Below are 12,096 nucleotides of genomic sequence, written 5' to 3'. Positions count from 1 at the left end.
TTGCCGACTATCTCTGTCTTGTCCCGGTGCGCATTCTGGCGGCAGGACGCTGAAAATGGATTAACGATGACAGACTTGATGCCCGCATCCGGCCGTTTCGGGCCGGACCGCATTCACCGGCTGCCGGTGCGCGTTTATTACGAGGACACCGACTTCTCCGGCATCGTCTACCATGCGCGGTATCTGCACTTCTTCGAGCGCGGGCGGACGGAAAGCTTGCGAGCGATCGGCATTCACCACTCCGAACTGGCCGCCGCCGACGAGCCGCTCGCCTTCGCGGTCCGGCGGATGAATGTCGAATTCGAAAAGGCGGCACGGGTGGATGACGTTCTTGTCGTGGAGACGCTCTACCGGCCGCAGAAGGGCGCGCGCCTGATGATCGACCAGAGGATCCGCCGCGGTCCCGAAACGATCGCCGGTGCACAGGTGCAGGCGGTCTGTATTGACGGGGCTGGCCGGGCCAAGCGGCCGCCGCGATCCATGGCGGCGCGTTGGGCGTCATTTGTCCTTCCGGCAGGTGCCGACTGGCCGTCGGTTTGAATTCCTTCGTTTCCGCAGGGGCTTGCCGCAAAGCAACATCGGTGGTTACCCTTGGGCAAAAGGGAGCCCCGGTTGGACGAAGGACAGGACAAGCAGGCAGACATGTCTGGTCGCCCGCCCAATTTCGGCTTTTCCGTCACCCGTGTTCTGCAGGACGGGCCGGATACTTTCGTGAAAGCCGTGCATGAGCCGGAAGGCGGTGCCGAGGCCTGGCTGACAATGAGCCTGATCCGGACCGATGACAGCGGTCTGATGTCGGTGCGCCGGCAGATTTCCGTAAGTCCGGTCTGTGAGGAGCGGATCGTATCGTCGATGGCGGCCTATGCCATTCCGAACGGGCCGCCGGAGAACACCGAGACCAGCCGGGTTCAGGTGCGCGGGTTCATCGACGCCGTGATGGCCGGTGCGGCCCGGGCAACGCTCGAGCCCTTTATCGATCACGTCGCCTTCGATCTTCTGCGAGCCGGGCCGAGCGGCCAGCGCGAACGGCTGGATCAGCTGATTGCCCGGCGCGGACCGCGCGACGGTGTGCGCTATCACGGAATCGACGACCTGGTTGCAGAGGGCGATTTTGCAGCAGTTTTCTCCTGCTTCGATGAAGCAGGCCAGAATTTCAGGGCCTGCGACCTGTTTCGTCTGGCCGACGGGATGATTGTGGAACACTGGGACGCGATCCAGCCGGTCGCCCCGCACACGGTGGCCCATAACGACGAGTCCTGATCGCTGCGCGGATGTGCTATTTCTCCCGAAATTCGCCTTAATCGCTGTGCATAGCGGGCCGGACCGCAGGACCGGGTAGCCGTCAGGCACTCAATATGCATGGTGTCATACCGGTTTAGTCTCGCCGCGTCGGAACGGAGCGGCCGATCCAGAGGGTAGGTTCATGGAATCGAGTGTCGTCGAGGTTGCGCAGGCGATCGAAGGGTTCAGCTTCTATGCGCTCTTCATGCGTGCCGACTGGGTGGTAAAAAGCGTGATGGCCATTCTGGCCTTCATGTCGGTCTGGTCCTGGGCCATCGCCATCGACAAGGCGTTTCATCTGCGCGGCCTGCATGCCAAGGCGCGTCATTTCGAGCGCGAATTCTGGGCAGGCCGGTCGCTCGACGCGCTGACCGACCAGTTTGCCAAGAACCCCAAGGAGCCCTTCTCCCGCGTTTTCGCGGCAGGGCTGCGCGAATGGAATGGCGACAATGCAGGCGGCCGTGTGTCCAAGGCAGCCGGCGCCGAAGCGGGCCGGCAGATGACGAATACCGAAGGCGGCCTGGGCATCCTGGCGACCATTGCCTCGGCAGCGCCCTTTATCGGCCTGTTCGGTACGGTCTGGGGCATCATGAACGCCTTCCGCTCGATCGCCGCCTCGCAGGACACGAATCTTGCCGTCGTCGCGCCCGGTATCGCCGAAGCGCTGTTCGCCACCGCGCTGGGCCTTCTGGCCGCTGTGCCGGCGGTGATCTTCTTCAACGCCCTGTCCGCCAATCTCGCCAAGTATGGCGCGCGGCTGGACGGATTTGTCGACGAGCTGTCGGCGCTGGCCGAGCGGGATGGAGACTAGTCCATGGCCGTTTCTCTCGACAGCGGCGGATCCGGTCGCGGCCGGGCCCGCTGGAAACCCAAGGCGGAAATCAATGTCACGCCCTTCGTCGACGTGATGCTCGTCCTGCTGATCGTCTTCATGATCACGGCGCCGCTACTGACTGTCGGCGTTCCGGTCGATCTGCCCGAAACCGAGGCGCGCAACCTGCCCTCCGGCGAGGAGCCGCTGACCATCACGATCACGGCGGATGGCGGGATTTTCCTGCAGGAAACCGAAGTCGAACTCGCCGAACTGGCGCCGCGCCTGCGGGCCATTGCGGGCACAGGCTATGAAAGCCGCATCTATATCCGTGCCGACGATGGCGCGGCATACGGTGAGGTGGCGCGCGTGATGGCCAATATCAATGCGGCGGGCTTTACCAATCTGGGCCTGGTGACGGACCCGATCGAGCGGTAGCGGAGCCATCCGTGCGAGGTCTTGTTCTCTCCCTCTTCGTACATGCCGGCATTCTGGCGGCGGGGCTGGTCTATCTGCCCCGGGCCGCACAGGTGTTCGAGAACACGCCGATCGTGCCGATCGAACTCGTCACGGTGTCCGACGTGACCAATGTGCGCGCCGCGGCGCCCGAGCCGGAACCCGTCGAGGAAGAGCCGGCGGAAGAAGAGACCGTTGAGGACGCGATCGAGACGCCGCCGCCCGCTCCGGAGCCTGAACCGGAGCCCGAGCCTGAACCGGAACCCGTCGCTCCGGAACCCGAGGCTGAAGCCGAACCGGCGCCTGAGCCGGAACCGGTTGAAGAAGCCCCCGTTGAGGAAGAGCCCGAGCCGGAACCCGAGCCTCAGCCTGAACCGGAACCCGTGCGCCGCGAGCCGCAGCGTCCGGCCGAGCCGTCGCTGGAAGACATGCTGGGCAATATCGAGCGCCAGGTTGCCCAAAGCCGCGACCGGGGCACGCCCGACACCGGCGACCGCCGCCGGTCCGCCGGTGACGGCGAGCAGATGACGGCGACGCTGCAGGATATGCTGCAGAGCCATCTGGCGCGCTGCTGGCGCAATTCCCTCGACGCCCCGGATCCGGACGAACTGGCTGTGCGGATCGTGTTCAGTCTCGACCGCAATGGCGAACTGACGAGCCCGCCGCGCCTGGTCGACCAGGCGCGCGTGCTCAATTCACCCAACCCCTATCTCCGCGTCGCGGGTGAACGGGCCTTGCGGGCCGCGAACCAATGTGCGCCCTATCCGTTGCCTCCGGAGCATTATTCGCAATGGCGTCAAATTGAGGTCAATTTCGCGCCGTCCTTATACAGCCGCTGATCGATCAGACTGGAGTTTCGCCGCATGAGCCGACTTATCGCCGTCTTCACCGCCGTTCTCGCCAGCCTGGCGTTCGCGGGACTGGCCGTGGCCCAGGAGCCGCTGCGCGTCGATGTGACCCGCGGCAATCTCGATCCCCTGCCGATCGCGCTGCCGGACTTTGTCGGCTCGAGCGATGAGGCCGCCGCGCGCGGTGCGGATATCACGCGCGTCGTGACGAACGACCTGGCGTCTTCAGGCCTGTTCGCGCCGGTCGATCAGGCGGCCTATATCGAGGACATCGAGAATATCGACCTGCGCCCGCGCTTTTCCGACTGGCGCGTGATCGACGCCTCGGCGCTTCTGGTCGGCAGTGTGACGATCCAGGAGGATGGCCGGCTGGTTGTCGCTTTCCGGCTCTGGGATACGCGTCTGGAAGAACAGCTGCTGGGCCTGCAATACCGCACGGCACCGGAGAACTGGCGCCGCGTGGCGCACCGCGTCGCCGACGAGGTCTATGAGCGCCTGACCGGCGAAGAAGGCTATTTCAACACGCGCATCGTCTATGTCTCAGAAGGCCGCGGGTCCGATGGCGAGCCGCTGCGCCAGCTGGCCTGGATGGATCAGGACGGTGCCAACCCGTCTTTCCTGACCGACCGCTCCTACATGGCGCTCTTGCCGAACTATTCGCCGAACTCGCAGGAAATCACCTACGTCTCCTTCCTCGACGGGCAGGCGACGACCTATCTCTACGATCTCGAGACCGGCCGCCAGGAGGCGCTCTTCTCCTCCGCCATGCGCCAGGCGGGCCTCAATCCGGACGGTCAGAGCCTGTCGGCCCGCTTCTCGCCGGACGGCGAACGGCTCGCCGTGTCGATCCAGGGGCGGTCGGGTCACGATGTCCACCTGTTCGATCTGCGCACGCGCAATCTTACCCAGCTGACCCAGCACCCGGCTGACGATGTGGAGCCCTCCTTCGCGCCGGATGGCGAGCGGATCGTGTTCTCCTCGTCGCGCGGCGGCGGCTCCCAGCTCTACACGATGAATGTCGACGGCACGGACGTGCAGCGCATCACCTTCGGTGACGGCATCTACACGACACCGGTCTGGTCGCCGCGCGGCGATCTGATTGCCTTTACCAAGCAGAGCGGCGGCACTTTCTCGCTGGGTGTCGTGCGGGCCGACGGCTCGGGCATCGAGCGCATCCTGTTCGAGGGCTATTTTGTCGATACACCGGCCTGGTCGCCGAACGGGCGTGTTTTGCTGTTCACGCGCGGGGAACCGCGCTCGGACGGTACGCGTTACGAAATCTGGAGTATCGATCTGGCGGGATTCAATCTGCGGCGGCTGGCAACGGGCGGAATGGCCTCCGACCCGGCGTGGTCGCCCTTGATCGAGTAATCGGTTTCCGCTTAACGTCTCTGCCGAGCGGCGCCAGTTGGGGGAGCCGCAGGCGCAAACCGTGTCACGCGTGTCGTGAAGAGAGTAGGCCAGTGCTCATTTCGGGGCTGGCCGGATGAGGGTGTAACATCATGAAAATCAGACTGCTTGCCATTGCAGCGCTCGGCGCTTTCGCGACCGCTTGCGCATCGACCCCGCCGGCGGACGATACCACGCCGGTCGAGCCGCCGCGCTCGGTCGAGCCGGCCGATACCGGGTCCAACCAGCCTGCCGGCCCGATCCCGGGCACGACGGAGCATTTTGTTCAGACGGCGGGCGACCGCGTCTTCTTCGACCTGGACCGCAACGATCTTTCGGCTGAAGGCCGCGAGACCCTGCGCCGCCAGGCCGCCTGGCTTGCCAGCTATCCGGATGCCCGCATCCTGATCGCCGGCAATTGCGACGAGCGCGGCACGCGCGAGTACAACCTGGCTCTCGGCGCCCGCCGCGCCAATGCGGCCCGGTCCTATCTGGTCAGCCAGGGCGTCGATCCGTCCCGCATTTCCACGACCTCCTACGGCAAGGAACGTCCGAGCTGCACGCAGTCGGGCGAACGTTGCTGGGCGATCAACCGCAATGCGACCACCTCGATCGTCGGCAGCAGCTACACCAACTAGGTGACGCGCTGACCGCAAGCATTCCGGCGCCCGCGGCAGATCATGTCGCGGGCGTCTGCTTGTCCGGGGGCGGCAGACCGTCCCGGACGCCGTAATTTTGCCGCGCTCCTCATTATGGTGCCTTCCATGATCAAGACACTCTGCCTGTCCGCCCTGACTGCCGCCCTCCTGGTTGCGGCGCCCGCCCATTCCCAGTCCCGCCGTGAACTGGCCGAACGGCTCGACGCCGTGGAAGCGAGGATCGCCGAGGTCGAGACCTCGTCGATGGCCGGGGACCCGGTGGCTGAAACGCTCCTGCGCCGGCTCGACGAGCTGGACTACCAGATGCGCGAGCTGACCAGCGAAACCGAACGCCTCACCTTCGAGAACCGTCAGCTGCGCAGCCAAGTGGAAGCGCTGCAGGCTCAGCTCGACCGCGGCGGCCGTACGCCTCGCGGGTATGACGGTATGGATGGCGGTCCGGACGCTGCCGGTGCCGGGGGCGTCGATCGTGGCGATCTCGACGAGGACGCCGTCGCCTGGATGAGCGAAGGCCTGGACGAGGCCGGTCAAAGCGGCCGCGACATTGCCGTGGTCGATCCCGACGATCCCTATGCCGAGGCCCGTGCCGAAGCGACGGGTGTGCTAGGGGCGCCGTCGCGCCGCCCGGCCGGCGAGCCGTCCAGCGACACGCGTGCACCTGCCGCGCGGGATCCGGAAACGCTGTATGGCGATGCCCGTGACAAGCTGCTGGAAGGCGATTTCGGCGGTGCCCAGGTCGATTTCGAGCAGTTCGTGAACGCCTATCCCGATCATGCCCGCACCGGCGAGGCCTGGTACTGGCTGGGCGAGACCTTCTTCGTACGCTCCGATTTCACCGGCGCGGCCGATGCCTATATCGCCGCGCTGCGGGCCGAGCCGAATGGCGACAAGGCGCCCGACGCCCTGGTGCGCTTGGCGGCCTCGCTGAACGGCATGGGCCGGCAGGCCGATGCCTGCGGCACGCTGGAGCGGTTCGACAGCCAGTTCCCCAACGCATCTGCGGCCTCGCGCGCCCGGGCCTCCCGCGAGGCGGTTCGCGCCGGCTGCTGATCCCGCATGGCGGGCGATCCGGCGGCCGCGGCCGGCGACTGGCTCGGCCGGCATGTGCCGCCCGGGCCGCTCGCGGTCGCCTGTTCCGGCGGCAGTGACTCGCTGGCCCTCCTGCTGGCGGCCAGCCGCTGGGCCGCGCAGGCCGGGCGCACCCTTCACGTCCTGACGGTCGATCATCGCCTGCGCCGCGAAAGCGCCGATGAAGCGGCTTTCGTGGTGCGCCGTGCCGAAGCGCTGGGGCATGCGGCACAGTGTCTCGTCTGGACCGGACCCAAGCCGGCCAGCGGTCTGCAGGAGGCCGCGCGCCAGGCTCGTCATCATCTGCTGGCCCGGGCCTGCAACGAGGCCGGGGCGACGGGGCTTCTCCTCGCCCATACACTCGACGACCAGATCGAGACCCTTGCCATGCGGCTTGCGGCCGGTGGCGGCTGGCGCGGCGCGGCGGCCATGCGCCCGGTCGCGCCGTCGCCGGTCTGGCCGGACGGGCGGGATGTCGTTCTTTACCGTCCGCTGCTGGCGATGCGCCGGCAGGTGCTGAGGGACTGGCTGATGGGGCAGGGCGAGCGCTGGGTCGAGGATCCATCCAACACGGATGCCCGCTATACCCGCGTGCGTATCCGCCAGCGTCTCACGGCATTGGAGGCCACCGGCTTCGATGTCGCCCGGCTGGCGCAGCTGGCGGGCGATCTGTCTGCCCTGCGCGATGCCGAACAGCGAATGGCGGCCCGTCTCGCTGCGGAGGCCTGCGAAATCCGGCCCTGGGGCGGAATGAGGATCGATCCCGATGCCCTCAACGCGGCGGCGCCGGTGATCCGCCATGCCGTGCTGGAAGCCGCCGTGCTGGCCGTCTCCGGGCGGGAAAGCCTGCCGGGCCGGCGCGCGATCGGCCGGCTGTCTGCGGCTCTGGCTGCGGGAGGTCGCGCAACGGCGGGCGGGGTCATGCTGGCGCCCTGGCAGGGCTGCACCTGGCTGGTGCGCGATCCCGGTGCCGTCACAGGACGGGTGGACCGTCCGGGCATCGGCAGCCTCGATGCCGACGGTGTCTGGGACGGCCGCTTTGCCGTCACGGGGCTGGGTGCCGGCCTCACGGCCGGACCTCTGGGCCGGACATATGATGGCCTTGATCGGCGTGATATACTGGACGCAATCCCCGGCTTTGCCCGGCCGGGGCTTCTGGCCGTGCGCGAAGGCGGGTGCAAAGAGGGCACCGTCGTCGCCCTGGCAGGCGTGCCGGGCAGCCAGGACAGCCGAGTGCAGATCGAACCGCTGCAGGCGCACAGATTTTGCACCCGGCTTCTATCGGCCGCTCCGGCGGTATGGTTTGATACAAAATGACGCGGCAGGCGGGCCAGTTCGCCTTTAGGCTCTTTCCCGAACGCGCTTTCACACTGCGGCACCGGCTGGCAAGATGGCTCCGCAATGCCCACATATCGGTCGTACACGGCCGAAACTTGAACGGAACTGACGCATGCAAATGAGAAATCTCGCGATCTGGGCCCTGGTCTTCGTGCTGCTGCTGGCGCTGTTCCAGCTGCTGCAGAATTCCTCCGACCCCGCGACGCCTTCCAGCGAGGTCACCTATTCGCAATTCCTCAACCGTGTGGAACGCGACGAGATTTCCCAGGCGACCATCCAGGGCGACACGATCCGGGCGCAGACCGCGACCGGCCAAACGATCATCGCCACCCTGCCGCCGCAGGACAATGACACCGTCCGCATCCTGCGCGAGAACGATGTCGATATCCGCGTTCAGGAAGAGAACCAGGACGGCAATTTCCTGGTGACCATGCTGATCAACTGGTTCCCCTTCCTGTTGCTGATCGGGGTGTGGATCTTCTTCATGCGCCAGATGCAGGGCGGCGGACGCGGCGGTGCCATGGGCTTCGGAAAGTCCAAGGCGCGCCTTCTGACCGAGCATCACGGCCGCAAGACCTTCGACGATGTCGCCGGTGTCGACGAGGCGAAGGACGAGCTGCAGGAAGTCGTCGAATACCTGAAGGATCCGTCGAAATTCCAGCGCCTGGGCGGCAAGATCCCGAAAGGCGCGCTGCTGGTCGGCCCTCCGGGTACCGGTAAGACGCTGCTCGCCCGCGCTGTCGCCGGCGAAGCCAATGTGCCCTTCTTCACCATTTCCGGTTCGGACTTCGTGGAAATGTTCGTCGGTGTCGGTGCGTCCCGCGTGCGCGACATGTTCGAGCAGGCCAAGAAGAACGCGCCCTGCATCATCTTCATCGACGAGATCGACGCTGTCGGCCGTTCGCGTGGCGCCGGCCTGGGCGGCGGCAATGACGAGCGCGAGCAGACGCTGAACCAGCTCCTCGTCGAGATGGACGGGTTCGAGTCGAATGAGGGCATCATCCTCATCGCCGCGACCAACCGTCCGGACGTGCTGGACCCGGCGCTGCTGCGTCCGGGCCGTTTCGACCGCCAGGTCGTGGTGCCCAATCCGGACATCACCGGCCGCGAGAAGATCGTGAAAGTCCATATGCGCGACGTGCCGCTGGCTTCCGATGTGGATCCCAAGGTTATCGCGCGCGGTACGCCGGGCTTCTCCGGTGCCGACCTCGCCAATCTGGTGAACGAGGCCGCGCTGCTGGCGGCACGCCGCAACAAGCGCCTTGTCTCCATGCAGGAGTTCGAGGACGCCAAGGACAAGGTCATGATGGGGCCGGAACGCCGCTCCATGGTCATGTCCGAGAAGGAAAAGCAGCTGACCGCCTATCACGAGTCCGGTCACGCCATCGTGGCGCTGAACGTGCCCGCGGCCGACCCGGTCCACAAGGCGACGATCATCCCGCGCGGCCGCGCGCTGGGCATGGTCATGCAGCTGCCGGAAGGCGACAAGATGTCGATGACGCACGAGGAGATGACCTCGCGCCTCGCCATCATGATGGGCGGCCGCGTCGCCGAGGAAATGAAGTTCGGCAAGGAGAAGGTGACGTCCGGTGCGGCGTCCGACATCCAGCAGGCGACCCGTCTGGCCAAGGCCATGGTCACCCAGTGGGGCTTCTCCGACGAGCTGGGTCCGATCGACTATGCCGACAATCAGGGCGAGGTCTTCCTGGGCCAGCAGCTGGTGCAGAGCAAGTCCGTCTCCGGCACCACGGCCCGCAAGATCGAGGAAGAGGTTCGCGGTCTGGTCCAGGCCGGCATGGATGAGGCGCGCCGCATCCTGACCGAGAAGCGCAAGGACTGGGAGACCCTGTCCGAAGGGCTGCTGGAATACGAGACCCTCTCCGGTGCCGAGATCGTCGACCTGCTGAACGGCAAGCCGCCGAGCCGCCCGGAAGACGATCCGACCCCGCCGCCCAGTGCGCCGACCAGCGCCGTGCCGACGACGGATGAAGGTCCGGAAACCGGACCGGAACCGCAGGGCGCCTGATCGCTGCCACTGTAAGAACGAAAACGGAAAGCCCGGACCCGCAAGGTTCCGGGCTTTTTCTTGCGGCACTGTCCGGGAGATGGTGCACAAGCTGCTAGCTCCGCACGCGCCGGGCGCCGGAGGTTCGGGCATTGCAGACGACCCGCCGGGGGGTATCTGGTACTTGATATGGGCACGCGAAGTCCCGGAGGATCGTCTGCAACCCGGTGAAGCGGATTAAGCCGCGGGACGATCGCTTCCCGCGTCAGCGCCACCCGGTCCTGCCCGCCTGTGCACCGGCGTCACCGGACCGTGGAGACAGTATAGGCGAGCGAGAGGGGGCGGGGATAAGTTGCCGGATATCCCCCAGGGTGCCGGTTCCCGCTTTTTCTGAAAATGCCGGGTTCTTGGCGGTCGCATTTTCGAACCGCAAAACCGGTCCCCACTTTTGCTGAAAATGCTCTAGGCTGAATCGACATTCATCGCATCCAGAGCATGGCAGCAGCGATCTGCAGGAAGCCCAGGAAGTAGATTGCGCGGCGGTCGAAGCGGGTTGCGATGCGGCGGAAGTGTTTGAGTTTGTTGAAGCCGCGCTCGACGGTGTTTCTCATCTTGTAGGCTTCGAAGTCATAGGCGATGAGCCGCTTGCGGGTTGGATTGCACGGGATAACCGCCTCGGCGCCCATGCCTGCGACCAGCGCTCTGATGGCGTTTGAGTCGTAAGCCTTGTCGGCCAGCACGCGGCGCGGCGACAGGCCATCAAGAAGGGCCGGGGCGAGCGGCGCATCGCCGCGCTGGCCGGGTGTCAGGATCAGCTTGAGCGGGCGGCCCAGGGCATCGACCGCCATGTGGATCTTGGTGGTCAGTCCTCCTCGGGATCGCCCCAGAGCCTGGTCCCCCCTTTTTGGCCGCCGCCCTTGCCGGTGGCTGCCTGCTGATGTGCCCGCACCAGGCTGGAATCCAGGCTGACATAATCATTGTCCGGATCGCGGATCAGATTCGCGAATACGCGCTCCCACACGCCCGCCTTCGCCCAGCGGGTGAAGCGCTTGTGCACCGTCTTCCACTTGCCGTAACGCTCCGGAAGATCATGCCAGTGCGCGCCGGACCGCAAGACCCAGAGCACCCCGTTCACAAAGGTCAGGTTATCCGCCCCCGACCGCCCCGGATCGCCCACCTTGCCGGGCAGTAAATCCTTGATCCGGTCCCATTGTTCCGCACTTAGCTCGTAGCGCTTCGGTCGTAACATCCAAGGCTCCAGATCAATGAATCTGGAACCCTATGAATCACACCCCGACCAACTTTGTGAATCCCTGAATGTCGATTGAACCTAGCCCAGCCGGTCGAGGATCGGACAGTCCGGCCGGTCGTCGCCGCGGCAGGCGGTGACCAGATGCGCCAGCTCGTCACGCAGGGCGGCCAGCTGGCGCTGCTTCTCCTCGATCTCCTCGAGATGCGCCGCCGCTATGGCGCGGACATCGGCACTTGAGCGGCTCTTGTCCTCGTACAGGCTGAGCAATTCGCGGCACTCCTCGATCGAGAAGCCGAAATCGCGGGCGCGGCGCACGAAGGCCAGCTTGCGGACAGCCGCCTCATCATAGCGCCGATAGCCGGTCTGCGTCCGGTCCGGCGCTTCGACCAGGCCGATATCGGCATAATAGCGCACGGTTTTCACGGGCAGTCCGGCGGCCTTGGCAGCGCTTCCGATATTCATGCGGCGATATCCTTGACTCTCCAGCTACAGGAAAGATTAGGTAGTGCGGCAGTTGATGTAAACCGGAGACCATCATCATGACTGCGACCTCCCTTGCCCGGCCGGGCTTCTGGCAACGCGCCCCCCTGTGGGGCCGGGCTTCGAAGAACACCGCCTGGTGTCTGCTGGGCTGCTCCATCGGCGATTTCGGCACCATCGCCTTCTTCCAGGCCACGGGCATTCCCTGGCCGACACTGGCGATCATGTGCCTGGCCATCGTCAACGGCCTGCTCACCTCCATCGCGCTGGAGACCTTCATCCTGTCGCGTCAGATGGCCCTGAAGACCGCCTTCCGGACCGCCATCGGCATGTCCTTCATCTCCATGATCGCCATGGAGGCGGTGATGAATTCGGTGGATGTGCTGCTGACCGGTGGTGCCAAGCTGACCTGGTGGGTGCTGCCCATCATGCTGCTGGCCGGCTTCCTGGCGCCCCTGCCCTATAATTACTGGCGCCTCGCCGCGCTGGGAAAGAGCTGCCACTAATTG

Annotated in this window: 12 protein-coding genes and 1 pseudogene; 11 read left to right on the top strand and 2 right to left on the bottom strand. The window is 65.7% G+C overall.

Features of this window, described 5'->3' with window-relative positions; translation table 11 throughout:
* Window positions 1-66: 66 nt before the first annotated feature.
* The 10 genes from ybgC to ftsH all read left to right on the top strand — a co-directional run bounded on the left by ybgC (window position 67) and on the right by ftsH (window position 9,876).
* A complete protein-coding gene (ybgC, locus tag JJ918_RS06630) occupies window positions 67-540 on the top strand; it encodes a tol-pal system-associated acyl-CoA thioesterase (RefSeq protein WP_291884843.1) in 474 nt (157 codons plus the stop codon).
* A gap of 102 nt (window positions 541-642) precedes the next feature.
* The gene (locus tag JJ918_RS06625) at window positions 643-1,260 is read left to right on the top strand and encodes a nuclear transport factor 2 family protein (RefSeq protein ID WP_291884839.1); all 618 of its coding nucleotides are present in this window, start codon (window positions 643-645) and stop codon (window positions 1,258-1,260) included.
* A gap of 163 nt (window positions 1,261-1,423) precedes the next feature.
* Window positions 1,424-2,092 (top strand): protein TolQ, encoded by a 669-nt coding sequence (tolQ, locus tag JJ918_RS06620; protein ID WP_291884836.1) that lies wholly within the window; start codon window positions 1,424-1,426, stop codon window positions 2,090-2,092.
* Window positions 2,093-2,095: 3 nt separating this feature from the next.
* Window positions 2,096-2,530 carry a biopolymer transporter ExbD gene (locus JJ918_RS06615; RefSeq protein WP_291884832.1) on the top strand — a complete coding sequence of 145 codons (435 nt, stop codon included), beginning with the start codon at window positions 2,096-2,098 and terminating at the stop codon, window positions 2,528-2,530.
* Window positions 2,531-2,541: 11 nt separating this feature from the next.
* Window positions 2,542-3,387 (top strand): hypothetical protein, encoded by an 846-nt coding sequence (locus tag JJ918_RS06610; RefSeq protein ID WP_291884829.1) that lies wholly within the window; start codon window positions 2,542-2,544, stop codon window positions 3,385-3,387.
* Window positions 3,388-3,411: 24 nt separating this feature from the next.
* On the top strand, window positions 3,412-4,767 hold the full coding sequence (tolB, locus tag JJ918_RS06605) for a Tol-Pal system beta propeller repeat protein TolB (RefSeq protein ID WP_291884826.1): 1,356 nt from the start codon (window positions 3,412-3,414) through the stop codon (window positions 4,765-4,767).
* Window positions 4,768-4,898: 131 nt separating this feature from the next.
* Window positions 4,899-5,423 (top strand): peptidoglycan-associated lipoprotein Pal, encoded by a 525-nt coding sequence (gene pal, locus JJ918_RS06600; protein ID WP_291884823.1) that lies wholly within the window; start codon window positions 4,899-4,901, stop codon window positions 5,421-5,423.
* A gap of 126 nt (window positions 5,424-5,549) precedes the next feature.
* Window positions 5,550-6,494 carry a tol-pal system protein YbgF gene (gene ybgF, locus JJ918_RS06595; RefSeq protein WP_291884820.1) on the top strand — a complete coding sequence of 315 codons (945 nt, stop codon included), beginning with the start codon at window positions 5,550-5,552 and terminating at the stop codon, window positions 6,492-6,494.
* A 6-nt stretch (window positions 6,495-6,500) separates the two neighbouring features.
* Window positions 6,501-7,829, top strand: a complete 1,329-nt coding sequence (gene tilS / locus JJ918_RS06590) for a tRNA lysidine(34) synthetase TilS (RefSeq protein ID WP_291884818.1) — start codon at window positions 6,501-6,503, stop codon at window positions 7,827-7,829.
* A 133-nt stretch (window positions 7,830-7,962) separates the two neighbouring features.
* Window positions 7,963-9,876: an ATP-dependent zinc metalloprotease FtsH gene (gene ftsH, locus JJ918_RS06585; RefSeq protein WP_291884815.1), complete on the top strand. Its 1,914-nt coding sequence runs from the start codon at window positions 7,963-7,965 to the stop codon at window positions 9,874-9,876.
* A 458-nt stretch (window positions 9,877-10,334) separates the two neighbouring features.
* Here ftsH and JJ918_RS06580 read toward each other — a convergent pair.
* Window positions 10,335-11,104, bottom strand: a pseudogene (locus tag JJ918_RS06580) (IS5 family transposase).
* 81 nt (window positions 11,105-11,185) lie between these two features.
* Window positions 11,186-11,569, bottom strand: coding sequence for a Cu(I)-responsive transcriptional regulator (gene cueR, locus JJ918_RS06575; protein ID WP_291884812.1), 384 nt, complete (start codon window positions 11,567-11,569; stop codon window positions 11,186-11,188).
* Window positions 11,570-11,646: 77 nt separating this feature from the next.
* Here cueR and JJ918_RS06570 point away from each other — a divergent pair, with 77 nt between their 5' ends.
* Complete coding sequence (locus JJ918_RS06570; RefSeq protein WP_291884809.1) at window positions 11,647-12,093, top strand: DUF4396 domain-containing protein; 447 nt, start codon at window positions 11,647-11,649, stop codon at window positions 12,091-12,093.
* Window positions 12,094-12,096: the final 3 nt, after the last annotated feature.

The sequence above is a fragment of the Maricaulis sp. genome, assembly GCF_017642925.1.
Lineage (GTDB): Bacteria > Pseudomonadota > Alphaproteobacteria > Caulobacterales > Maricaulaceae > Maricaulis.
Note: the sequence above shows the minus strand (reverse complement) of the source record. Positions and strands in the feature narration are given on the sequence as shown.